The 23,555-nt window shown below is 62.6% G+C and carries 24 protein-coding genes; 15 read left to right on the top strand and 9 right to left on the bottom strand.

From position 1 onward, the window contains the following. Position 1: 1 nt before the first annotated feature. The 3 genes from ACK3BK_RS17885 to ACK3BK_RS17875 are packed head-to-tail and all read right to left on the bottom strand — an operon-like array spanning position 2 to position 3,569. Positions 2-1,276 carry a dihydrolipoamide acetyltransferase family protein gene (locus ACK3BK_RS17885; protein WP_186666467.1) on the bottom strand — a complete coding sequence of 425 codons (1,275 nt, stop codon included), beginning with the start codon at positions 1,274-1,276 and terminating at the stop codon, positions 2-4. Beyond that, positions 1,277-2,335, bottom strand: coding sequence for an alpha-ketoacid dehydrogenase subunit beta (locus ACK3BK_RS17880; protein ID WP_186666465.1), 1,059 nt, complete (start codon positions 2,333-2,335; stop codon positions 1,277-1,279). 1 nt (position 2,336) lies between these two features. Then, positions 2,337-3,569 (bottom strand): 3-methyl-2-oxobutanoate dehydrogenase (2-methylpropanoyl-transferring) subunit alpha, encoded by a 1,233-nt coding sequence (locus tag ACK3BK_RS17875; protein ID WP_186666463.1) that lies wholly within the window; start codon positions 3,567-3,569, stop codon positions 2,337-2,339. A 197-nt stretch (positions 3,570-3,766) separates the two neighbouring features. On the opposite strand from ACK3BK_RS17875, the gene bkdR reads away from it, so the two are divergent. The 3 genes from bkdR to ACK3BK_RS17860 all read left to right on the top strand — a co-directional run bounded on the left by bkdR (position 3,767) and on the right by ACK3BK_RS17860 (position 7,157). Further along, complete coding sequence (gene bkdR / locus ACK3BK_RS17870) at positions 3,767-4,252, top strand: Bkd operon transcriptional regulator BkdR (RefSeq protein ID WP_027593063.1); 486 nt, start codon at positions 3,767-3,769, stop codon at positions 4,250-4,252. Between the two features lie 199 nt (positions 4,253-4,451). Then, on the top strand, positions 4,452-5,693 hold the full coding sequence (locus ACK3BK_RS17865; protein WP_186666674.1) for a glutamine synthetase family protein: 1,242 nt from the start codon (positions 4,452-4,454) through the stop codon (positions 5,691-5,693). A gap of 126 nt (positions 5,694-5,819) precedes the next feature. Continuing rightward, positions 5,820-7,157, top strand: coding sequence for an MFS transporter (locus tag ACK3BK_RS17860; RefSeq protein WP_186666461.1), 1,338 nt, complete (start codon positions 5,820-5,822; stop codon positions 7,155-7,157). A gap of 56 nt (positions 7,158-7,213) precedes the next feature. Here ACK3BK_RS17860 and ACK3BK_RS17855 read toward each other — a convergent pair whose 3' ends face one another. The 5 genes from ACK3BK_RS17855 to flgA all read right to left on the bottom strand — a co-directional run bounded on the left by ACK3BK_RS17855 (position 7,214) and on the right by flgA (position 10,552). After that, a complete protein-coding gene (locus ACK3BK_RS17855; RefSeq protein WP_186666460.1) occupies positions 7,214-7,780 on the bottom strand; it encodes a hypothetical protein in 567 nt (188 codons plus the stop codon). A gap of 159 nt (positions 7,781-7,939) precedes the next feature. Continuing rightward, entirely contained in the window at positions 7,940-8,683 is a 744-nt protein-coding gene (locus ACK3BK_RS17850) for a flagellar brake protein (RefSeq protein ID WP_186666459.1), read from the bottom strand. 81 nt (positions 8,684-8,764) lie between these two features. Continuing rightward, a complete protein-coding gene (locus ACK3BK_RS17845) occupies positions 8,765-9,232 on the bottom strand; it encodes a flagella synthesis protein FlgN (RefSeq protein ID WP_054891911.1) in 468 nt (155 codons plus the stop codon). 46 nt (positions 9,233-9,278) lie between these two features. Then, positions 9,279-9,593, bottom strand: coding sequence for a flagellar biosynthesis anti-sigma factor FlgM (gene flgM, locus ACK3BK_RS17840; protein WP_411383002.1), 315 nt, complete (start codon positions 9,591-9,593; stop codon positions 9,279-9,281). A gap of 206 nt (positions 9,594-9,799) precedes the next feature. After that, positions 9,800-10,552 (bottom strand): flagellar basal body P-ring formation chaperone FlgA, encoded by a 753-nt coding sequence (gene flgA, locus ACK3BK_RS17835; RefSeq protein WP_411383001.1) that lies wholly within the window; start codon positions 10,550-10,552, stop codon positions 9,800-9,802. Positions 10,553-10,619: 67 nt separating this feature from the next. On the opposite strand from flgA, the gene ACK3BK_RS17830 reads away from it, so the two are divergent. Both ACK3BK_RS17830 and cheR read left to right on the top strand, forming a co-directional pair. Beyond that, entirely contained in the window at positions 10,620-11,549 is a 930-nt protein-coding gene (locus tag ACK3BK_RS17830) for a chemotaxis protein CheV (RefSeq protein WP_411383000.1), read from the top strand. 49 nt (positions 11,550-11,598) lie between these two features. Further along, positions 11,599-12,426 carry a protein-glutamate O-methyltransferase CheR gene (gene cheR / locus ACK3BK_RS17825; RefSeq protein WP_186666457.1) on the top strand — a complete coding sequence of 276 codons (828 nt, stop codon included), beginning with the start codon at positions 11,599-11,601 and terminating at the stop codon, positions 12,424-12,426. A gap of 109 nt (positions 12,427-12,535) precedes the next feature. Here the strand turns inward: cheR and ACK3BK_RS17820 are convergent, their stop codons facing one another. Beyond that, entirely contained in the window at positions 12,536-15,145 is a 2,610-nt protein-coding gene (locus ACK3BK_RS17820) for an autotransporter outer membrane beta-barrel domain-containing protein (protein ID WP_411382999.1), read from the bottom strand. A 341-nt stretch (positions 15,146-15,486) separates the two neighbouring features. Here ACK3BK_RS17820 and flgB point away from each other — a divergent pair, with 341 nt between their 5' ends. From flgB to flgJ, 10 genes are all read left to right on the top strand, one after another. Next, entirely contained in the window at positions 15,487-15,894 is a 408-nt protein-coding gene (flgB, locus tag ACK3BK_RS17815) for a flagellar basal body rod protein FlgB (protein ID WP_186666455.1), read from the top strand. Between the two features lie 2 nt (positions 15,895-15,896). Then, complete coding sequence (flgC, locus tag ACK3BK_RS17810) at positions 15,897-16,340, top strand: flagellar basal body rod protein FlgC (RefSeq protein ID WP_054891905.1); 444 nt, start codon at positions 15,897-15,899, stop codon at positions 16,338-16,340. A gap of 16 nt (positions 16,341-16,356) precedes the next feature. After that, a complete protein-coding gene (gene flgD / locus ACK3BK_RS17805; protein ID WP_186666453.1) occupies positions 16,357-17,043 on the top strand; it encodes a flagellar hook assembly protein FlgD in 687 nt (228 codons plus the stop codon). Between the two features lie 30 nt (positions 17,044-17,073). Continuing rightward, on the top strand, positions 17,074-18,432 hold the full coding sequence (gene flgE / locus ACK3BK_RS17800; protein ID WP_186711013.1) for a flagellar hook protein FlgE: 1,359 nt from the start codon (positions 17,074-17,076) through the stop codon (positions 18,430-18,432). Positions 18,433-18,504: 72 nt separating this feature from the next. After that, positions 18,505-18,687: a hypothetical protein gene (locus ACK3BK_RS17795; protein WP_186666449.1), complete on the top strand. Its 183-nt coding sequence runs from the start codon at positions 18,505-18,507 to the stop codon at positions 18,685-18,687. A 209-nt stretch (positions 18,688-18,896) separates the two neighbouring features. Further along, positions 18,897-19,637, top strand: a complete 741-nt coding sequence (locus ACK3BK_RS17790; RefSeq protein ID WP_054891901.1) for a flagellar basal body rod protein FlgF — start codon at positions 18,897-18,899, stop codon at positions 19,635-19,637. A gap of 48 nt (positions 19,638-19,685) precedes the next feature. Next, the gene (gene flgG / locus ACK3BK_RS17785) at positions 19,686-20,471 is read left to right on the top strand and encodes a flagellar basal-body rod protein FlgG (RefSeq protein WP_063545695.1); all 786 of its coding nucleotides are present in this window, start codon (positions 19,686-19,688) and stop codon (positions 20,469-20,471) included. A gap of 60 nt (positions 20,472-20,531) precedes the next feature. Beyond that, positions 20,532-21,227 (top strand): flagellar basal body L-ring protein FlgH, encoded by a 696-nt coding sequence (gene flgH / locus ACK3BK_RS17780; protein ID WP_054891899.1) that lies wholly within the window; start codon positions 20,532-20,534, stop codon positions 21,225-21,227. A 12-nt stretch (positions 21,228-21,239) separates the two neighbouring features. Then, on the top strand, positions 21,240-22,349 hold the full coding sequence (locus tag ACK3BK_RS17775; protein ID WP_054891996.1) for a flagellar basal body P-ring protein FlgI: 1,110 nt from the start codon (positions 21,240-21,242) through the stop codon (positions 22,347-22,349). Positions 22,350-22,360: 11 nt separating this feature from the next. Further along, positions 22,361-23,554, top strand: a complete 1,194-nt coding sequence (gene flgJ, locus ACK3BK_RS17770; protein ID WP_411382998.1) for a flagellar assembly peptidoglycan hydrolase FlgJ — start codon at positions 22,361-22,363, stop codon at positions 23,552-23,554. Position 23,555 lies beyond the last annotated feature (1 nt).

Here is a 23,555-nt window from a genome sequence, read left to right as displayed (position 1 = left end):
CTCACTCCACGAACAGGCAGGCGGGCTGTTCCAGCAGGCCGCGCACGGCCTGAATGAACAGGGCGGCGTCCATTCCGTCGACCACGCGATGGTCGAACGAACTGGACAGGTTCATCATCTTGCGCACCACGATCTGGCCATCGATCACCACCGGGCGCTCGACCATGCGGTTGACGCCGACGATCGCCACCTCCGGGGTGTTGACCACCGGCGTGCTGACGATACCGCCCAGGGCACCGAGGCTGGTCAGGGTGATGGTCGAGCCGGACAGCTCTTCGCGGCTGGCCTTGTTGTTGCGCGCGGCATGGGCCACGCGGGCGATCTCGCTGGCGTTGCTCCACAGGCTGCCGGCTTCGGCATGGCGCAGTACCGGCACCATCAGGCCGTTGTCACCTTGGGTGGCGATGCCCACATGTACGGCGCCGTGGCGGGTGATGACCTGGGCCTCGTCGTCGTAGGTGGCGTTGATCTGCGGGAAATCGCGCAGGGCGACGACCATGGCGCGTACCAGGAACGGCAGCAGCGTGAGCTTGCCACGGCTCTCGCCATGCTTGGCGTTGAGCTGTTGGCGCAGGGCTTCGAGCTGGGTGACGTCGATTTCCTCGACATAGCTGAAGTGCGCGACGCGGCGCTTGGCATCCTGCATGCGCTGGGCGATCTTGCGGCGCAGGCCGATCACCGGCACCTGCTCGCTGTCGGTGCGCTTGCCGTAGCCGGCTGGCGCCTGGCCGAGGGCGGTCTGCGGCTTGCTGATGAAGGCGTCGAGGTCTTCGTGCAGGATGCGCCCGGCCGGGCCGCTGCCATGCACGTAACGCAACTCGATACCGGCATCCAGCGCACGCTTGCGCACGGCGGGTGAGGCCAGTGGTTTGTCATGCGCCTCGCGCGGGACGATGGGCGCGACGGCGTGGCTTGTGGCCGGCTGCGGACGGCTTTCGGGCTGCGGCTCGCTCCTTGTCTGGGCTGGCGCAGGGGCCGGCGCGACGTGCGGCTCGGCCGGCTTGGCCTGCGGCGCGTCGACGTGGTTGCCGCTGCCTTCGACTTCGATACGGATCAGCTCGCTGCCGACCGCCATGACCTCGCCGGGCTGGCCTCCCAGGGCCAAGACCTTGCCGCTGACCGGCGAGGGAATTTCTACCGTGGCCTTGTCGGTCATGACATCGGCCACCACCTGGTCTTCTGCGATCACATCGCCGACCTTGACGAACCATTCCACCAGTTCGACCTGCGCGATGCCTTCACCGATATCCGGCATCTTGATGACGTGCGTGCCCATTCAGACCTCCATGACCCGTTTCAATGCCGCACCTACCCGCGAAGGACCTGGGAAGTAAGCCCATTCCTGTGCGTGGGGGTAGGGGGTGTCCCAGCCGGTGACGCGCTCGATCGGCGCTTCGAGGTGATGGAAGCAATGCTCCTGGACCAGCGACACCAGCTCGGCGCCGAAGCCGCACGTACGAGTGGCCTCGTGGACCACCACGCAACGCCCGGTCTTCTTCACCGAGGCGACGATGGTTTCCAGGTCCAGCGGCCAGAGGCTGCGCAGGTCGATGACCTCGGCGTCGACGCCGCTCTCCTCGGCAGCCACCTGGGCCACGTAGACCGTGGTGCCGTAGGTCAGCACGGTGACATCGTTGCCGGGGCGGGTGATCGCCGCCTTGTCCAGCGGCACCTTGTAGTAGCCGTCGGGCACGGCACTGTGCGGGTGCTTCGACCAGGGTGTTACCGGGCGGTCGTGGTGGCCGTCGAACGGGCCGTTGTACAAGCGCTTGGGCTCGAGGAAGATCACTGGGTCGTCGCATTCGATCGACGCGATCAGCAGGCCCTTGGCGTCATAGGGGTTGGATGGCATCACCGTGCGCAGGCCGCAGACCTGGGTGAACATCGCTTCGGGGCTCTGGCTGTGGGTCTGGCCGCCGTAGATGCCGCCGCCGCAGGGCATGCGCAGGGTCAGCGGCGAGATGAATTCGCCGGCCGAACGATACCGCAGGCGAGCCATCTCCGAGACGATCTGGTCGGAGGCGGGGTAGAAGTAGTCGGCGAACTGGATTTCCACCACCGGGCGCAGGCCGTAGGCACCCATGCCCACGGCGGTGCCGACGATGCCGCTCTCGGAGATCGGTGCATCGAACACCCGCGACTTGCCGTACTTGGTCTGCAGGCCTTCGGTGCAGCGGAACACGCCGCCGAAGTAGCCGACGTCCTGGCCGTAGATCACCACGTCGTCGTCGCGCTCGAGCATGACATCCATGGCCGAGCGCAGGGCCTGGATCATGGTCATGGTAGTGGTGGCCATGGCGGTTTCCGGGTTGATGCTGTTGTTGTGATCGTTCATCTCAAACCCCCAGTTCCTGGCGTTGACGGCGCAGGTGATCGGGCATTTCCTTGTACACGTCCTCGAACATCGAGGCGGCGCTGGGGATATGGCCATTGGCGAGGGTGCCGAACTGTTCGGCATCCTTCTGTGCCTTGATCACCTCGGCCTCGAGCTCGGCACTGACGGCCTGGTGCTCTTCTTCGGACCAGTGGCCGGCCTTGATCAGGTGCTGCTTGAGACGAAGGATCGGGTCGCCCAGCGGAAAGTGGCTCCAGTCGTCGGCCGGGCGGTATTTGGACGGATCGTCCGAGGTGGAGTGCGGGCCGGCACGGTAGGTGACCCATTCGATCAGTGTCGGGCCCAGGCCACGGCGGGCACGTTCGGCGGCCCAGCGCGAAGCGGCGTACACGGCGACGAAGTCGTTGCCGTCGACCCGCAGCGAGGCGATGCCGCAGCCCACGCCACGGCCGGCGAAGGTGGTCGACTCACCACCGGCGATGGCCTGGAAGGTGGAAATTGCCCACTGGTTGTTGACCACGTTGAGGATCACCGGGGCGCGGTAGACGTGGGCAAAGGTCAGGGCAGTGTGGAAGTCGGATTCGGCAGTGGCACCGTCACCGATCCAGGCCGAGGCGATCTTGGTATCACCCTTGATCGCCGACGCCATGGCCCAGCCGACCGCCTGCACGAACTGGGTCGCCAGGTTGCCGCTGATGGTGAAGAAGCCCGCCTCGCGCACCGAGTACATGATCGGCAGCTGACGGCCCTTGAGCGGGTCGCGGGTGTTGGACAGCAGCTGGCAGATCATCTCCACCAGCGACACGTCGCGGGCCATCAGGATGCTCTGCTGGCGGTAGGTGGGGAAGCACATGTCGGTGCGGTTCAGGGCCAATGCCTGACCACTGCCAATGGCTTCCTCGCCCAGGCTCTGCATGTAGAAGGACATCTTCTTCTGGCGTTGGGCGACCACCATGCGGCTGTCGAAGATGCGCGTCTTGAGCATGGCGTGCATGCCTTGGCGCAGCACCTGCGGGTCGATGCCCTCGGCCCAGGGGCCGACAGCATTGCCGTGCTCGTCGAGCACACGCACGAGGCTATAGGAGAGGTCCGCAGTGTCGGCGGGCTCTACGTCGATAGGTGGCTTACGGACTTGACCGGCGTCGTTCAGACGCAGGTAGGAGAAATCGGTCTGGCAGCCTGGCCGGCCTGTGGGCTCGGGCACATGCAAACGCAGGGGGGCGTACTCGTTCATGCTTTTTACGCTCGCTCGAATGTTGTTTTTGTGAGCTCTGAAGCGGCCGCCGCTGACTACCGGCTTGTGACTGGTAGGTCAGCGTCATTTACATCTTAGAGGCTGGGCCGGAGAATTTTTCTCTCAAGTTCATTGCCTTTATGGCGCAGCGCAGATAAACATTCTGAATAAACACAAGAATCAGGTGAATTTGCCTCATGCGTAAACTTGATCGTACGGATATCGGTATTCTCAACAGCCTCCAGGAGAACGCCCGGATCACCAACGCGGAGCTTGCGCGTTCGGTGAACCTCTCGCCGACCCCCTGTTTCAACCGGGTCAAGGCGATGGAGGAACTAGGGGTGATCCGCCAGCAAGTGACCTTGCTGTCGCCCGAAGCGCTGGGCCTGGATGTCAACGTGTTCATCCATGTCAGTCTGGAGAAGCAGGTGGAGCAGTCGTTGCATCGCTTCGAGGAGGAGATCGCCGAGCGGCCCGAGGTGATGGAGTGCTACCTGATGACAGGCGATCCGGATTACCTGCTGCGCGTGCTGTTGCCGAGCATCCAGGCGCTGGAGCGATTTCTCGATTACCTTACGCGGCTGCCGGGGGTGGCGAATATCCGCTCCAGCTTTGCGCTGAAGCAGGTGCGCTACAAGACCGCATTGCCGTTACCGGCCAATGGCATGACCTTGCGCGAGTAGTTGTCAGTTCAGGCTCTATCGCCACCGCCCGACAGGGTGCTTGATATTTTAAACACCCCCGGCCTATGTTGTGGCTGTCGCCCTTTGCGGCATGCCTACAACAACAAGGACCAGCGTCATGACGACCGAGCGCCTGACCGGCATCGACGAAATCGAATGCGTCACCCCTGACCTCAATGGCGTCCCACGCGGCAAGGTGATGACCGCCGAGGGCTTCCTCGAAGGCCGGCGCCTGCAGATGGCGCGTGGGGTGCTGCTGCAATGCATCATGGGCGGCTATCCGCCGGCAAGGTTCTATGGCAGTGATGACGGCGACCTGGCACTGGTCGCTGATCCTGCGCAAACTCATGTCCTGCCGTGGAGCGACAGCCCACGGGCCTTGGCGATCTGCGATGCGGTCGAGCTCGATGGCACGCCCTCGGGGCTTTCTACCCGTGGTCTGCTCAAGGCGGTGATCGCTCGCTATGCGGCGCTGGGGCTTGCGCCGGTGGTGGCCACCGAACTGGAATTCTTCGTCTTCGCCCCGAACAGTGATCCGGGCCAGCCGTTCCAGCCACCGCTGGGCAGGGACGGGCGCCGCGAGCTGGGCCATTCGGCCTTCAGCGTCAGCTCCAACAATGGCCTGCGGCCTTTCTTCAGCGAGGTCTACCGGTGCATGGCAGCGCTGGGCTTGCCGCGCGATACGTTCATGCACGAGATGGGCGTCAGCCAGTTCGAGATCAACCTGTTGCACGGTGATCCGCTGTTGCTGGCCGACCAGACCTTCCTGTTCAAGCATCTGCTCAAGGAAGTTGCACTCAAACACGGCTTGACCGTGGTGTGCATGGCCAAGCCGCTGGCGCATACCCCCGGCAGCTCGATGCACATCCACCAGAGCCTGGTGGAGATCGGCACCGGTCGTAACGTGTTCAGTGACGAGCAGGGCAGGGCAACCGACACCTTCCATCACTTCATCGGCGGCTTGCAGGCGTGCATGGCCGACTTCACCGCGCTGTTCGCGCCCAACGTCAACTCCTACCAGCGTCTGTGCCACCCTTACGCCTCGCCGAACAATGCTTGCTGGTCAGAGGACAATCGCGCGGCTGGCCTGCGCATCCCGGCCAGTTCACCGGTAGCGCGGCGTGTGGAAAATCGTCTGCCGGGCGCCGACACCAACCCCTACCTGGCGATTGCCGCAAGCCTTGCGGCCGGGCTGCATGGCATCGAGCGCAAGCTGCAGCCCACTGCGGCGATCCAGGGCGAGTTCGTGGTGCCCGAGCACCTGAGCCTGCCGTGCACGCTGCACGCGGGCATCGAGCGCCTGCGTCGCAGCACGTTGGCGCGGGAACTGTTTGGCGAGGAGTTCATCGAAGGATACGTCGCCACCAAGACCCTGGAATTGACGGATTTCTTCGATGAGATCACGCCGTGGGAGCGTAGGGTGCTGGCCGCGCAGGCCTGATCGCGACAGAAGCTTTGCCCGGCGCGCCGCTCCTGGCTTTTTTTCATTGCCAGGGGCCCGCGTCCGGGAAATTGCCCTTATGCTTGCCAGCAGCACCACACCTGCCCAAGGAGCCCGCGGGGACGCATGCGCCAGATCTGGAAGTCATTTCGCTCGTTGTACTTCGCCGCCCTGATGATGCTGATCGGCTCAGGCCTGTTGAGTACCTACCTGGCGTTGCGCCTGGCTGCCGACCATGTCGACAGCCTGTGGGTCGGTGCGCTGATGGCAGCCAACTATTTCGGTCTGGCCGTGGGCGGCAAGGTCGGTCACCGATTGATCGCTCGGGTCGGGCACATTCGTGCGTATGCCACCTGCGCCGGCATCGTCGGTGCGGCGGTGCTGGGGCACGGGCTGACCGATTACGTACCGGCCTGGATCGGCCTGCGCATGATCGTCGGCCTGGGCATGATGTGCCAGTACATGGTCATCGAGAGCTGGCTCAACGAGCAGGCCGACGCCAAGCAGCGCGGTGCAGTATTCAGCGGCTACATGATCGCGTCCTATCTTGGGTTGGTGCTGGGTCAGTTGATCCTGGTGGTGCATCCGGCACTGGGGCCTGAGCTGCTGATGCTGGTCGCCATGTGCTTTGCCCTGTGCCTGGTGCCGGTGGCGATGACTCGGCGCATTCACCCGGCACCGCTGCGGCCGGCGCCGATGGAGCCGAAATTCTTCATCAAGCGGGTGCCGCAGTCGCTGAGTACCGTGCTTGGCGCGGGACTGATCGTCGGTTCCTTCTATGGTCTGGCCCCCCTGTATGCGGCGCGCCAGGGGCTGAGCACCGAGCAGGTCGGTCTGTTCATGGGCTGTTGTATTTTCGCCGGGCTGTTAGTGCAGTGGCCCCTGGGCTGGCTGTCGGATCGCTATGATCGAGCGGTGCTGATCCGCAGCGTGTCGATCGGCCTGGCGGTGGTGTCGCTGCCGTTGGCGCTGCTGCCCAGTGTGCCGCTGGAGTTGCTGTTCGCGGCTGGCTTCATCGTTTCGTTGTTGCAGTTCTGCCTCTATCCATTGGCCGTGGCGTTCTCCAATGACCATGTGGAAAGTGAGCGGCGGGTATCGTTGACGGCGATGCTGCTGGTCACCTACGGCGTGGGTGCGAGCATCGGTCCGCTGGTGGCGGGCGTGCTGATGAAGGCGTTGGGCGCACAGATGCTCTATGCCTTCTTCACCTTCTTTGCCCTGGTGCTGGTGTGGCGTATTCGACCGAAGGCGGTCACCGGGCTGCACCAGGTTCAGGATGCACCGCTGGGCCACGTGGCGATGCCTGCGGCAGGTTCGCCGTTGTCTGCGGCGCTCGATCCACGGGTCGATGAGCAGACCGTGCAGGACGTGATGCAGGCGCCGGTGGCGGCGGAAGATACCGAAGATGAGCCAGGGCAGGTCCAGGGTAGTCAGGTCGAGCCGGAAACCGACAAGGCGAATTGAGTGATGCCCGACCAGGAGCCAGGCTTCCTGGTCGGGATCGTTCATTTTTTGATGGCTCAGGCGTCCTGAATGTTTTGCAGTCGAAACTCGAGAATCTCGCCGTTCAACTCTCCGGCATTGAGGTAGGCGCCATCCCAGATCTTCACTTGGGAAACCCTGTGCCCCAGGGCGTCACGCAGGTAGAACGGAATGTTCGGCGCGCTGTTCGGATTGCCATCCCAATTAGTGAGCGTTTCGATCTTCCACAAGCTTTCGCCAGGGCCGAGCAGGGGCCTGGTGATGCTGTCGATCGCTTTGCCCAACAAGCCGGTGCCATACAGGCCGAGCCATCCCTTATAGTTCTGTTCCATTCTGGCGCCGGCATATTCGAAGCTGCTGACTGTAAAGTTATTCAGGCAACTGATCCGATAATGAGATCGGGTGGCGGTCTGTTTTTCTTTCAGGTACTCGAAATGAAACGTGAGTGGCACGAAGGTACTGAGCGGGTGTTGATAGGCCGCTTCGGTCAGCAGCCATCCCTCCCGTTCTGTTTCACCGTCCGGCTTGGACGGTGACAACCAGCGGGAGGTCCCGACCTGGCCATGCCTGCAATGCAGCTCGGCTGTGAAGTTGCGGTGAATCATGGCGATGCTCCTGTTGAGCGCCCAGGTTGTTGGGGCGATAGCCGTCACCGTAGTGGGTTCAAGGTGTAAGGAGCATGAGGAAAATTTTCAGCGAATGTACCGACCGCCTGAATCGAAAACGCCACCCGAGGGGTGGCGTCGATGTCTTTCAAGGGGCGATCAGTAGTCGTCTTTATCGAACCGCCGCGCTTCACGCTGCAGCTGGTACACGAAACTCTCGATCTTGCGCTGGCTCTGGCCGTTGAGGTTGTGGAAACGCACGCCGGCGAAGGTGGTATTGATGCGCTCTTCGAAGTGCAGGTGACGCAGCTCCACCATCACGTCGCTCAGGCCCAGCGGGTTTGCGGCCTTGAAGCGCTCATACACCTGGCCCAGTTGCAGGCGCTCTTCGACATTGCCATCGAAGCGCAGCTTGCAGCCCGTGGCGGACACGTCCAGCAGCTTGCCGCGCAGCGCGCCGTTGCCCTTGAGGTGGGTGCCGTCGAGGATGATGTCGACCAGTTGCGACAGTTTCAGCGCTGCGCGGAAGGCGTTGCGACGCTGATGGTAGGTCATTTCGGTGGGCAGAGTGCCGCGGTAGCAGCGGTGGCCATCGACTTCGCCGATGGCCAGCGCAGTGTTGCACTCCCAGGCAATGCGTACGCCATCGTGGAAACCTTCGACGCGGAAGGGTTCGCCGTTCTCGATGAACTTCTCGCCGTCACGCGGGATCATTTCGTCCAGTGCCAGAACGTTGGCGTCCCGGTCCACCTGTACCACGTAACTCTGGAAGCGCTGGCTGCGTTCATGGAAGCTGATGATCAGCGGATCGTGGCTTTCCATCAGCTGGCGCAGGTTCGCCGAAATCTCCAGAGGAGTGGTCAGCACTTTTGGTGGCTGAGGAGCATCGGACTCATTGAACACGGGTAATCAATCTCCAGGCAAAAACGACACACGCAAGTAACGGCATTTTGCCAGTATGTTCCGTGCCTTGAATAGGAATAATCACACCTGGCTGATCGCCCGGGGCTTGTCCATGGGGGAGGTGGTACCACGGCTGTCGTACAGCGACGGGGAGTCGCCGCCGTTGAGGATTCTGATCTGGTTGGCCGTGGCGTGCTGCTGCACCTGGATAACCCGGCCATTGGTCTCGTTGACCTTCTGGCAGGTATCCATCAACTGGGTCAGCACATCGAGTTGCTGCAGGATGATCTCGCCGTTTGGCGATTGCGCAGCAACGGCCTGCACACCTGCCCGGTCGGCGCTGAGGCCGAGCCCGTTGAGCAGGTGATTGCGCCGCATGCCCTGCTGCTCGAGCAAGACGATCAGCGATTGCTTGCGGGCGAGGATGGTCTCCAGCACCTGCATGTCCCGACCGTGCAGGGCGACCGTTTCCTTCTGGAGGAGGTCGAGCAGTTCCTGGGTCGGCGCGATGTCGTCTTCGATCAGTTGCAGCAGTGTGGTGTCGTGCATGGCTGGCTCTTGGCTCTGGCGTCCTGGAAGTCAGCGCACCGTAAGGTTAGCGCTGAGCTTCGAAATCAAGCAGTTTGCTGGCGATCCGGCCGGCATCGACCTGGTAGCTGCCGTCGGCGATCGCCTGCCTCAACTGGGCCACGCGGGCGCTGTCGACTGCCGGTTGATCGCGCAGCTTGTCGCTGATCTTCTGCAACTGCTGGGCCTCTTGACTGAGGTGTACCGCCTCTCCGCTAACGCTGGCAGGCTTGCCTGCATCGCTGGCACCACCGGTTTTTTCGGTGTTGCCCGATGCGGCATTGCCGCGAACGCCGCCCGTGATGGACGGAGAGTTATTCAAACGACTGAAGTCGATGACCATGATCAGAAACCTCTGGGTGAATAGGACGCTTGCCTTTGTTTCGGCCAACCCGAAACAAACTTTAGGCACAAATGTTCTGCCGTCCGTCAGCAAACCCGCATATCCCAATTTCTGACACAGTTTAGGAAAAGCGGTTCCTCGCCGCCAGTCCCGGGGTCCTGCATTATTTCGTCGGCGATGAACCGCCGGTGCCTTTTACATCCTTCCTACATCGCCACTTCGACCTGGCCCGGCCCGACCACCGTGGCCTTGACCACGCGCTGGGAGTTGAGATTGCGCACGCGGATCTGTTCGGTCAGGCCGCCCTTGCTGAGGGCTTCGCCTGGCATGCGTACGCTCAGGCCGCCACTGCGGGCGGTGATCACCACGTGATCGCCCTTGCGAATGACGTCCGCTTGTTCCAGTTGCTGCAACGTCAGGACCTGGTCGAGGATGGTCGGGCGCAGCAGTTTCATGCCCACGGCCTGGTCGAGTTCGCTCAGAAAGCCCTGGCCCAGGGTGCTGACGTCACGCTCGCGCAGGGCCACGTCACCTTCAGTGATCACGCTTTCGCGCTTGAGTGGGCGGGTCATGACCACCACGTCGCGGAACAGCTTCACATGTGCCGGCACGAATACCGTCCAGGGCGAGGTGCCGTCGCAACGTACCCGCACCGTCACCCGCCCAAGCGGCTGTGCCGGGCTTTCCAGCGAGGCGTCCAGTTGCTGGCTGCACACCGGCATGCGCAGGCGTGGGTCGAGATTGTTGACCTGGATGTCATAACGTCCCACGGTCTGGGTGCGCGTCATGTAGTCTTCCACGGTGAATTCAAGAAACCCTTGGGTGACACCGATAAGCTGTTCAGGCAAGGTAAACGAATCCGCCAGCGTGCGAGCGCCGGATGCGAGCAGGCATGCAATGGCCAGGGGGATGGCCAGCAGGCGCGTCAGTCGTCGGAAAAATGTCGTTTTCGTGTACATACGCTCAAAAAAGCAAAGCCCGTGCCGACTTGTTGGCAAGCGAGCAGAAAAATAGAAGGAGTCTGGCATGGCTGGCGTTATGGATTCGGTCAACCAGCGCACGCAACTGGTTGGACAGAATCGCCTCGAGCTGCTGTTGTTCCGTCTCAATGGCGATCAACTCTATGGCATCAATGTGTTCAAGGTCCGTGAGGTGCTGCAGTGCCCGGAGCTGACCCTGTTGCCCAAGTCCCATCCGGTGGTGCGCGGTGTAGCGAACATTCGTGGGGCAACCATCCCCATCCTCGACCTGTCGATGGCGACGGGGCTACCGGGCCTGAAAGAAGAGACCCGTAACAGTTTCGTGATCATTACCGAGTACAACACCAAGACCCAGGGTTTCCTGGTGCACTCGGTCGAGCGCATCGTCAACATGAACTGGGAAGAGATCCATCCACCACCCAAGGGTACTGGGCGCGATCACTACCTGACGGCGGTCACCCGGGTAGACAACCGCATGGTCGAGATCGTCGACGTCGAGAAGGTGCTCGCGGAAGTGGCACCGTCCTCGGAGTCGGTTTCCGCCGGCGTGGTCGATGCTGAGGTGCAGGACAAGGCCGTGTTGCTGCGGGTGCTGACCGTCGACGATTCGTCGGTGGCGCGCAAGCAGGTCAGCCGTTGCCTGCAGACCGTGGGCGTGGAGGTGGTGGCGCTCAACGACGGCCGCCAGGCGCTGGACTACCTGCGCAAGCTGGTGGATGAGGGCAAGCGGCCGGAAGAAGAGTTCCTGATGATGATCTCCGACATTGAAATGCCGGAAATGGACGGCTATACCCTCACCGCCGAGATTCGTAACGATCCGCGCATGCAAAAATTGCACATCGTCCTGCATACTTCGCTGTCGGGCGTGTTCAACAAGGCGATGGTCAAGAAGGTCGGCGCTGACGACTTCCTGGCCAAGTTCAAGCCGGACGACCTGGCCCAGCGCGTGGTCGATCGGATCAAGGCAACGCATTGAAACGGCCGGGGCGAGCCCCGGCGCATGTGATTGAAAAGAGGCGGCAGCATTGTCTACGGGTAATTTGGATTTCGAACAGTTCCGGGTCTTCCTGGAGAAAGCCTGTGGCATCCTGCTGGGCGAAAATAAGCAGTATCTGGTGTCCAGCCGTCTCAACAAGCTGATGGAGCAGCAGGGCATCAAGAGCCTGGGTGAGCTGGTCCAGCGCATCCAGACCCAGCCCCGCAGTGGCCTGCGCGAGCAGGTAGTCGACGCCATGACCACCAACGAGACCTTGTGGTTTCGCGACACCTATCCGTTCGAAGTGCTGAAGAACAAGGTGATTCCCGAGTTCATCCGCGCCAACCCTGGCCAGCGCCTGCGCATGTGGTCGGCGGCCTGCTCGTCGGGGCAGGAGCCGTATTCGATCTCGATGGCTATCGATGAGTTCGAGCGCAGCAACCTGGGCCAGTTGAAGATGGGGGCGCAGATCGTCGCCACCGATCTTTCCGGTGCCATGCTCAATAACTGCAAGACGGGTGAGTACGATAGCCTGGCGATTGCCCGCGGCTTGTCGCAGGAGCGCCTGCAGCGCTACTTCGACCCGAAAGGGCCGGGGCGGTGGGCGGTTAAGCCGGCAATTCGCAGTCGGGTGGAGTTCCGCTCGTTCAACCTGCTCGACAGCTATGCGGCGTTGGGCAAGTTCGACATCGTGTTCTGCCGCAATGTGTTGATCTACTTCTCCGCGCAGGTGAAGAAAGACATCCTCATGCGTATCCATGCAACGCTCAAGCCAGGGGGATATCTGTTCCTGGGGGCTTCGGAGGCGCTCAATGGCTTGCCGGATCATTACCAGATGGTTCAGTGCAGTCCAGGGATCATCTATCAGGCCAAGTGAATGAAAAGGCCGGTATCGAGAGATACCGGCCTTTTCGTTTTCGCGTCTGCGAACACCGGACCTTGCCAGCGTGTTCAGGCGGCAAGGTCAGGATCGATCGAGATCGCGATCAGAAGTCGTACCGCACCTTCGCCGAGAATACGTCGGCATTGAAGCCCGACTTGCCCACGTAGTCATAATTGACCCCGAGGGTCACTGCACCCAGCTTGTAGTCGGCACCGACACCTGCTTCGTAGCTGTTGCGCACCGCACTTGCGCCGCGGGTCACGAATGGCGTGTTGCCGAGCAGGAAGGTCGAGGTGCTGTTGGTCTGGTCGGCGGCGAAGTCGTGGTAGCCCATCAGCTTGAATTGCGGCTCCAGGGTCCCGACACCAACGGCATAGCTGCCCGCCACTCGCACACCTGCACCCAGCTCGAGGGCTTCGTAGCGCTCATCTTCGACCTTGAGTGCGGCGGACGAGCCTTTCTCGCGGTAGCCATCGATGTCGACACGGCTGTAGCGTGCGGCCACGCGTGGTTCGACCAGCAATTGCGGGTTGATGTGCCAGGTGTAGCCACCCACCAGGTTCGCGGCCAACTGGTTGCTATCGTAGTCGGCCTTGGCCCGGGTGTCGGCGATCTCACGCTTGCCTTGGTTGTCGCCCCGGCCATAGGTCAGGCTGGCGTCGACGAAGTAGTTGCCCAGCGTATAGGCGCTGTACAGGGTGAAGGCATGGCTCTCGACCGACGTCTTGTTGCCACTGCTGCCGTTGACGTCAGTGTCCAGGAAGCTGTACGCCAGGCCCAGGGTGAGCTGGTCGTTGAGCTTGCCATCGGCACCGACGGCAATGCCGTGACTGTAGGCGTTGTAACCTGCCACGCCGTCACGGGTGCTCTGGGTGGCGTCGCTGTACAGCGATTGAACCCATACGCCGGCCTGGCTGAAGCCTTCCCCCGACGACGCGCCACGCAGGTTGCTGGCGCGGCTGCTGATGGCGTTGCCGATCATGCGCTGGGCTCCGGTGGCTGCCTGGCGCGCGCCGCCGTTGACCTCCGGGGTCAGCTGGCGAGCCAGTCTGGCGACCTGGGCCTGGTCGGCCTTGGCGGCGTAGGCCAGCAGCGGGTCGCCTTTGGGCAACTGAGCCAGCAGGCCGTTACCGATCGCGTTGCCGATGGCACCCTGGGCATTGTCGTTGCCGCCGCTTTCCTTGACGATCTCGGTGACTTCTTCCACTGGTTTGGTCGTGACCTGAGCGTAGACTTTGTTGTCTTCCACCGCGCTGCTCTGCACGCGCAGCAGTGCCGAGGTACTGGTGACCTGGATGCCGTTGGGGTCAAGGTTGTGGCCGGCGGTGTCCACCAGCTGTACCTGGCCGGCCTCGACCAGCAGGTAGCGCGATCCGGACGGCTGGAAGTCCTCTTCGTCGGCGTGCAGGGCGATGCGCGAGCCTTGCTCGAACTTGCTGGTGCCACTGACCTTGAGTACCGCCACGCTCGGGTCGGTTTCGCTGGACAATTCCAGGCCCAGCGCCGAGTTGCCGGCGATCGACAGGTTGCCGTCGATCGCGGTGCGGGCAGCGGTCAGTGACAGGGTTGCGCGGGTGTCGTCACCCAGGTTGCCGACTTCGATCCAGCCACCGGGCTTGAGGCGGATGTCCGGGGTGCTGTGGGGCAGGTAGTGGGCCTGGAACTCGCTGTTACCTTCGACCTCGATGTTGCTCAGCCCGTCGAGCATGCCGGTGATCTGGCTGCCCTCGCGCAGGATGAGCTCGACCGGCCGATTGCTGTGGCTGGCGTCGATGGCGACCTGGGCCATGATGATGCCGCTGTTGAAGATGTTCAGGTCGCCGTGGTCGCGATACCAGGGTTGCTGGCCGGGGCCGTCGAATGCGACATCGCCGATGCGAATGCCGGTGCCGCTCAAGGCGTAGATCGAGCCACGGTTGTCGATGTGCCGCCCCAGGCTACTGGTCAGGGTTGCGCCATCGAGCGCGATGGCCTGGCTGTTCGTGTCGCTGGCGACGATATTGCCGTAGTTTTCGATGCTGTCCAGGCGGGTTGGCATGCCGGTGGCGCCGCCGCGCGACGTGGCGTTGACGCTGATGGCATTGGGGCCGCTGCTTTCGATGGCGCCGCGGTTGACGATCTTGCCCTGCACGGTGGCGCCGGCCAGGTTGAGGGTGATCGCGTTGTAGCCATAGGCGCGGACCTTGGCGTTCTGGGCGTTGACCAGGTCGCCCTTGATCAAGGTCGACTGGCCGTTGGCGCTGGCCAGGTTGATGCCGTAGGCCTCCCGCCGGTTGATGATGCCGATACCGGTGCCGGCCTGGAGCGTGCCTTGGTTGATCAGGTTGCCATCGATGGTGGTATTGCTGATTTTCAGCGCGTTGCCATCGAGGCTGGTGCTCCTGACGAAGGCCTGGTTCATCAGGTCGCCGGTCACATGACTGTTGCGCACGGTGAGGGCGTCGCTGCGATTGACCATGTCCACGGTGGTGCGGTCGTTGTCGTTGATCGGGCTGTTGAAGGTCAGGTCGCCCTGTACGTTGGCGTCGTCGAGCACGATCGCGCTGCGGGAAATATTGGTGAAGCTGCCGCCGAACTCGAGGCCGTTCGCGTAGCTCTGGTGGCTGGAGGTGAAGCCGGCATCGGTCAGTTGGATGGTCTGGCCATGGGCGGGCAGGGCGCTGGTGGCAATTGCCAGGGCAAGCAGGGTCTTGCGGTAGGTCAGCGGGGACACGGTTTCTTCCTTGGAAGGCAATAGGGACAGTGCGCATCCATGCTGTGCCTGAAACCGTAACCAGTGGCCTCATGCCACATCTCTGCGCGGTCGCGAATGCTACTCGCAGTGATGGCAAAATAACACTGCCCTGTTGACGTCAATTTTTTGGATTGCCGCTTTTGCCGCTCGGCAATTGCCGCTCACTCGCCATCAAGCGGAAGCACTTTGCCGCTTTTCTGGCATTGCCGTTGCTCGCGGATGCAGATGATGCCCGGTATTGCTGGGGTTGCGGCTGTTGGCACAGGCCTTGCTATAGCTTGGCCAACGCAACGCTGGTCAACCTTCGAAGGTTCCCCGACATGAGCATCAGCTTCGACAAGGCCCTCGGCATCCATGAAAAGGCACTGGGTTTCCGCGCCCAGCGCGCCGAGGTGCTGGCCAACAACATCGCCAACGCCGACACGCCCAACTACAAGGCGCGTGACATGGACTTCTCCTCGGTGCTTGCCGCCGAGGCAGACAAACAAAGCAATGGGCGTATTTCGCTGACCCGCACCAACGGCCACCACATCGAGGCCGAAGGCCTGGCCATGGGCGACGACAGTCTCAAGTACCGCACGCCGATGCAGCCGTCGATCGACCAGAACACCGTGGATGCACAGATCGAGCAGTCGAACTATGCGCAGAACGCGATCGACTTCCAGGCCAGCTTCACCTTGCTCAACAGTAAATTCAAAGGGCTGGTATCGGCCCTGCGTGGAGAGTGACCATGTCCCTTGCCAGTGTCTTCAACATCGCCGGTAGCGGCATGAGCGCGCAGAACACGCGCCTTAACACCGTCGCCTCGAACATCGCCAACGCCGAGACCGTCTCCTCGAGCATCGACCAGACCTACCGCGCGCGCCACCCGGTGTTCGCCACTACCTTCGAACAGGCCCAGAACGGCGCCGGTCAGTCGCTGTTCGACGACCAGGGCCAGGCCGGCCAGGGTGTGCAGGTCAAGGGGATCATCGAGGACCAGAGCAACCTGGAAGCCCGCTACGAGCCCAATCATCCGGCGGCGAACAAGGACGGCTACGTCTACTACCCGAACGTCAACGTGGTCGAGGAGATGGCTGACATGATCTCCGCCAGCCGTGCGTTCCAGACCAACGCCGAGCTGATGAACACCGCCAAGACCATGATGCAGAAGGTGCTGACCCTGGGTCAGTGATTGAGGAGCGCAACGCATGGCAGTCAATGTTAATGATGTGCTCGCCAACTCCGGTGTGAGCAACGGCACCAAGAAGCCAGCCAGCGAGCCGACCGACAAGAACGCGCTCGGCAAGGATGCCTTCTTGCAGTTGCTGGTCACCCAGATGCAGCACCAGAACCCGCTCGATCCGCAGGACAACGGTGAGTTCGTTGCCCAGCTTGCGCAGTTCAGCAGCCTGGAGGGTATCCAGACCCTCAACGAGTCGGTCAACGCCATTACCGGTTCGCTGGGTTCGTCCCAGGCGCTGCAGGCATCGTCGCTGGTCGGCCGCTCGGTGATCGTGCAGAACGACAAGGCGTTGGTCGATCCGACCAAGAGCTTCAATGGTCAGGTCGTGGTGCCGCAGAACATCGAGAGCGGCAAGGTCACGATCAAGGACAAGGATGGCAACGTCGTCAAGACCATCCAGTTGGGCGAACAGAAGAAGGGCACTGCCGACTTCATCTGGGATGGCACCAACGACAAGGGCGAGAAGGTCGCTGCAGGCAACTACACCTTTACCGCGACGACCACCGTCGATGGCAAGGCTCAGGAGATGTACACGCTGCTGCCAGCCACCGTCACCAGTGTCACCGTGGGTGGCACTGGCGGCGAGATGATGCTCAACCTGGCCGGTATCGGCAAGGTCGGCATCTCCAAAGTACAAACCATCGGAATCTAAGGCCGGCCTGTTCGGCAGAAGGAGCAATGCATGTCTTTCAATATCGGCCTTAGCGGTCTCTACGCAGCCAACAAGCAACTCGACGTTACCGGCAACAACATCGCCAACGTCAATACCACCGGTTTCAAGTCGTCGCGTGCCGAGTTCGCCGACGTCTACGCCGGCGCCAACCGCCTGGGCGTGGGCCAGAACCAGGTCGGTAACGGTGTGCGCCTGGCGGCGGTGTCGCAGCAGTTCACCCAGGGTGACGTGAACAACACTGGCAACGTGCTGGACATGGGGATCCAGGGCCAGGGCTACTTCGTCCTGTCCGACAACGGCTCGCTGACCTACACCCGTGCCGGAGCCTTCCGCACCGACAAGGACAACAACGTGGTGACCTCCGACGGCCTGAACCTGCAAGGCTATGCTGCCGACAGCACCGGCAAGATCCAGAAGGGCATCCTCACCAACCTGAAGATCGATACCTCGGCGCTGGCCCCCAAGGCCACTACCCTGATCGACCAGGGTATCAACCTGAACTCCTCCGCCGACACCATCCCGCTGGAGGTGTCCGACGGCGCGACCCCGCCGGTGATGGTGCCGAACAAGCCGTTCGACCCGGCCGACCAGTCGACCTACACCAAGTCCTTCCCGACCAAGGTGTACGACAGCCAGGGTAACGAGCACACCATGGAGCAGTTCTACCGCAAGACCGGCACCAACGAGTGGACCATGTACACCCTGGTCGATGGTCGCAACCCGCTCAACCCGAGTAGCACCACGCCGCTGACCGGCACCATGACTTTCAACTCCGACGGCAGCATCAAGGCCATGACCACCGACAACACCACGGTGCCGGCGGCCAACTGGAGCGTGACCAACAACACCTTCAGCCTCAAGGGCTGGATCCCGGCCGCGAAGGATGCCGCAGGCAACTGGGCGGCCAACGGTTCGGATGGCAATGCCGACGGCATGCGCCTGGCCATGAACAGCACCACCTCGTACAACACCGAGACCGCGCGCATGTCGCAGAATCAGGACGGCTATGCCACCGGCATCCTGTCGAGCCTGTCGATCGACTCGACCGGGGTGATGTTCGCAAGCTTCAGCAACCAGCAGTCTCGCGCCATCGGCCAGGTTGCGATTGCCAGCTTCGCCAACGACCAGGGCCTGCAGCAGATCGGCGGTACGCGTTGGAAAGAGACCTTCTCCTCGGGTATTCCAGGCATCGACGCGCCGAAGACCGGCACCCTGGGCTCGGTCGAGTCCAACTCGCTGGAAGCGTCCAACGTCAACCTGACCCAGGAGCTGGTCGAGCTGATCAAGGCGCAGAGCAACTACCAGGCCAACGCCAAGACCATCTCCACCGAAAGCACCATCATGCAGACCATCATCCAGATGACCTGATGGTCGCTGGCTGAGCGTGTCTGGACGAACCCCTTTCCCGTGAAGGGGTTCGTCGTTTTTGCAGGAGGGATCATGAGGAAACTGACTGTCGCGCTGTTGGCGGCGGCATGCCTGCTCCAGGCTCAGGCCGGTACTGCGCCGTGGTGGCGCTGGGAAAGCCAGGTGGATGGGCGACTGGTGTGTTCGCAGTGGTCGCCGGGGGAGGGCTGGAAGCGGTTTGCCGGGCCGTACAACAATGGTGGGTGTCGCGATTAGCAATACCGCCACTGCTGAACTTTGGCACCCCCTTGCCGCCAGCGGCAAAGCAGCGCCGGATAACCGACGTTGCACCCTCGACGAAAACCACCAAAGGCCCGTATCCACGGGCTTTTTCTTGCCTCGGGAAAAGTTGGTTCGGAACTTGCTTTACAGCCTGCATAGCAACGGTGAGCGGCAATCGATCGCCAGTGCAGTGGAGGATGACTGTGGACAAGATGCTTTACGTGGCCATGACCGGCGCCGCCCAGAACGCGGTGGCACAGAAGGCCCACGCCAACAACCTGGCGAACGTTTCCACCACCGGTTTTCAGCGTGACCTGGAGCAGGCGCGCTCGATGCCGGTGTTCGGCGACAGCTTTCCGGCGCGTGCCTTCGCCATGAGCGAGCGGCCTGCCACCGACTTTACCGCAGGCCCGATGATCGAGACCGGTCGCGAGCTGGACGTGGCGGTCAGCGGCAACGGTTTCATCGCCGTGCAGGCCCCTGATGGCAGCGAAGCCTATGTGCGCACCGGCAGCCTGAACATCGACGCCCTCGGCGTGTTGCGTGCCGGCAATGGCATGCCGGTGATCGGCAACGGTGGCCCGATCGCCATTCCGCCAGAGCAGAAGGTCGAGGTCGGTGACGATGGCACCATCAGCATCCGCGCCATGGGTGAAGACCCGCGCGTCATGGCCGAGGTCGATCGGATCAAGCTGGTCAACCCCGATATCAAGAGCATCAGCAAAGGCCTCGATGGCCTGATCCATACCAACAGCGGCCAGCCGGCCGATGCGGACGTCAATGTCCGCGTGGTGTCGGGCTTCCTCGAGGGCAGCAACGTCAATGCCGTCGAAGAGATGACTTCGGTGCTGGCCCTGTCCCGCCAGTTCGAGCTGCACGTCAAGATGATGAAGACCGCCGAGCAGGGCGACGAAGCCATGGCTCGGGTTTTGCAAATCAGCTAATCACTTTTGAACGGGTGCCGTAAAACAGGCGCACGAGGAGAACACTAAATGCTTCCGGCTCTCTGGGTCGCTAAAACCGGCCTGTCCGCACAGGACACCAACCTGACGGTCATCTCCAACAACCTGGCCAACGTCTCGACCACCGGCTTCAAGCGCGACCGTGCCGAGTTCCAGGACCTGCTGTACCAGACCAAGCGTCAGCCTGGTGCCCAGTCGACCCAGGACAGCGAGCTGCCTTCGGGCCTGCAGGTCGGTACCGGTGTGCGCATCGTCGGCACCCAGAAGAACTTCCAGACTGGCAGCCTGCAGACCACTGAAAACCCGCTGGATCTCGCGGTCAACGGTCGTGGTTTCTTCCAGGTCCTGCAGCCAGACGGCACTGTCTCCTACACCCGTGACGGCACCTTCCACCTGAACTCCGATGGCCAGGTCGTGACCGCCAACGGTTTCGCCCTCGAGCCTGCCATCGTCGTGCCGCCGGAGGCCCAGACCTTCACCGTCGGCCAGGACGGCACCGTGTCGATCACCACCACCGGCAACCCTGCTGCGCAGATCATCGGCAACATCCAGACCGCAGACTTCATCAACCCGGCCGGCCTGCAGGCGATCGGCAACAACCTGTTCTTCGAGACCGCTGCCAGCGGTGCGCCGCAGGTCGGCACCCCGGGCCTGAACGGTTTCGGCACCACTCTGCAGCAGACCCTGGAAAACTCCAACGTCAGCACCGTCGAAGAGCTGGTGAACATGATCACCACCCAGCGCGCCTACGAGATGAACTCCAAGGTCATCTCCACCGCCGACCAGATGTTGTCGTTCGTCACCCAGCAACTGTAAGTCCTGGCTCTAGCTACCCGGCCGCTGTTGCAGCGCCTGTTACACCGTGAGGTAAGCGTCATGAATCGTCTGTTGTCCGTCGTCGCCCTGGGAGGGGCTGTGTTGCTGGCCGGTTGCGTTGCGCCGACGGCAAAGCCCAACGACCCGTACTACGCGCCTGTACTGCCGCGTACACCTTTGCCGTCGGCGGCCAACAACGGTTCGATCTACCAGGCCGGTTTCGAGCAGAACATGTATGGCGATCGCAAGGCGTTTCGTGTTGGTGACATCATCACCATCACCCTCAACGAGCGTACCTCGGCGAGCAAGAACGCCGGTTCCCAGATCCAGAAGGACAGCAACGCCAATATCGGCCTGACCTCGCTGTTCGGGACGACGCCCAACACCAACAACCCGTTCGGCGGTGGCGACCTGTCGCTCAACGCCGGGTACAAGGGTGAGCGCGCCACCAAAGGTGCCAGCCAGGCCAGCCAGGGCAATACCTTGACCGGCTCCATCACCGTTACCGTGGCCGATGTGCTGCCCAACGGCATCATCGCCGTGCGCGGCGAGAAGTGGATGACCCTCAACACCGGCGAAGAGCTGGTACGCATCGCCGGTCTGATCCGCGCCGATGATATCGCCACCGACAACACCGTGCCGTCCACGCGTGTGGCCGACGCGCGCATCACCTATTCGGGCACCGGCTCCTTCGCCGATGCCAGCCAGCCCGGGTGGCTGGACCGCTTCTTCATGAGCCCGCTTTGGCCCTTCTGAGTACGGATGACCATGTTCAACGCCAGGCAGTTGATTGCCGCGACCTTGCTCCTGTCCTTCGCGTTCGGCGCCCACGCCGAGCGCCTGAAGGATATCGCCAGCATTTCCGGCGTGCGCGCCAACCAGTTGATCGGCTACGGCCTGGTGGTGGGGCTCAACGGCACCGGTGACCAGACCACCCAGACCCCGTTCACGCTGCAGACCTTCAACAACATGCTGTCGCAGTTCGGCATCAAGGTGCCGCCAGGTTCGGGCAACGTGCAGTTGAAGAACGTCGCTGCGGTGTCGGTGCACGCCGACCTGCCGGCCTTCGCCAAGCCGGGGCAGGTGATCGACATCACCGTGTCCTCGATCGGCAACTCCAAGAGCCTGCGCGGCGGTAGCCTGCTGATGACCCCGCTCAAGGGTATCGACGGCAACGTCTACGCCATTGCCCAGGGCAACCTGGTGGTCGGTGGTTTCGATGCCGAAGGTCGCGATGGCTCGAAGATCACCGTCAACGTGCCGTCTGCCGGTCGCATCCCTGGCGGCGCTTCGGTCGAGCGAGCGGTGCCGAGCGGCTTCAACCAGGGCAACAGCCTGACCCTGAACCTCAACCGTCCTGATTTCACCACCGCCAAGCGCATCGTCGACAAGGTCAACGAACTGCTCGGCCCGGGCGTTGCCCAGGCGCTGGACGGCGGTTCGGTGCGCGTCACCGCGCCCATGGACCCGAGCCAGCGGGTCGACTACCTGTCGATCCTCGAGAACCTGGAGATCGATCCTGGCCAGGCCGTGGCCAAGGTCATCATCAACTCGCGTACCGGCACCATCGTCATTGGCCAGAACGTCAAGGTATCGCCGGCCGCCGTCACCCACGGCAGCCTGACCGTGACCATCACCGAAGACCCGATCGTCAGCCAGCCGGGGCCGTTCTCCAATGGCCAGACCGCCGTGGTGCCGCGTTCGCGGATCAATGCGCAACAGGAAGCCAAGCCGATGTTCAAGTTCGGCCCAGGCACCACGCTGGATGAAATCGTCCGTGCGGTGAACCAGGTCGGCGCGGCACCGGGCGACCTGATGGCGATCCTCGAAGCCCTGAAACAGGCCGGCGCCTTGCAGGCCGACCTGATCGTGATCTGAGGACGCTGGCGATGAATCCGAAGAGCCTGGTTTCAAGTGCCGCCGACAGCGGCGCCTACACCGACCTCAACCGCCTGAGCTCGCTCAAGCACGGGGATCGCGACAGCGATGCCAACATCCGCAAGGTGGCCCAGGAGTTCGAGTCGCTGTTCATCGGCGAAATGCTCAAGGCCTCGCGCAAGGCCGGCGATGTGCTGGCTGCCGACGATCCGATGAATACCGAGACGGTCAAGCAGTACCGCGACATGTACGACCAGCAGTTGGCCGTGAGCATGTCCCGCGAAGGCGGCGGTATCGGCCTGCAGGACGTGCTGGTGCGCCAGTTGTCCAAGAACAAGGCCGTGCGCCCGAACACCAGCCCCTTCCCGCGTATCGACGGCAATGCGCCGGCGTTGTGGGGCACGAAAGTGGTCGCACCTGCCCACGCCGCCGAATCGACGTCCACCCGCAACGACGTTGCGGCGCTCAATGCGCGGCGTCTGGCGCTGCCGGGCAGGCTCACCGACCGCCTGCTCGCCGGCATCGTGCCGTCGGCCGGCAATCCGGCTGCGACCAACACCTCGGCATTGCCGGGTCGTGGCGATATTCCGCCCGGTGGCGTGGCCACCGGCGACTGGGAGCCGGCCCAGGCCTTCGCCGCACCGGGGCATGGCATGCAGATTCTCGGGCGCGCCGTGGCCCAGCCGCCGCTGGCGCCGAAGAAAGCCTTCGCCGACAGCGACGAGTTCGTCGCCACCATGCTGCCGATGGCCGAGCAGGCCGCCAAGCGCATCGGTATCGACCCGCGTTACCTGGTCGCCCAGGCTGCCCTCGAAACCGGATGGGGCAAATCGGTCATGCGCAACACCGATGGCAGCAGCAGCCACAACCTGTTCGGCATCAAGGCCACCGGCAATTGGCAGGGCGGCGAGGCGAGGGCGATCACCAGCGAGTTCCGCAACGGTCAGTTCGTCAAGGAAACGGCAGCGTTCCGTTCCTACGACTCCTACCAGGACAGCTTCCACGACTTGGTCAGCCTGCTGCAGAACAATGCGCGCTATCAAGATGCGGTGAAGTCTGCCGATAACCCAGAGCAGTTTGTGCGAGAGCTGCAGAAGGCCGGGTATGCCACCGACCCGAACTACGCCAGCAAGATCTCGCAGATCGCAAGACAGATGAAGTCGGACACGAGCTACGCAATGCTCGGGACCACCACGCAACTTTAAG

The sequence above is a fragment of the Pseudomonas sp. L7 genome (assembly GCF_046605565.1).
GTDB lineage: Bacteria > Pseudomonadota > Gammaproteobacteria > Pseudomonadales > Pseudomonadaceae > Aquipseudomonas > Aquipseudomonas wayambapalatensis.
The sequence above is the reverse complement of the archived record's forward strand: the minus strand, read 5'-3'. Positions and strand labels throughout refer to the sequence as shown.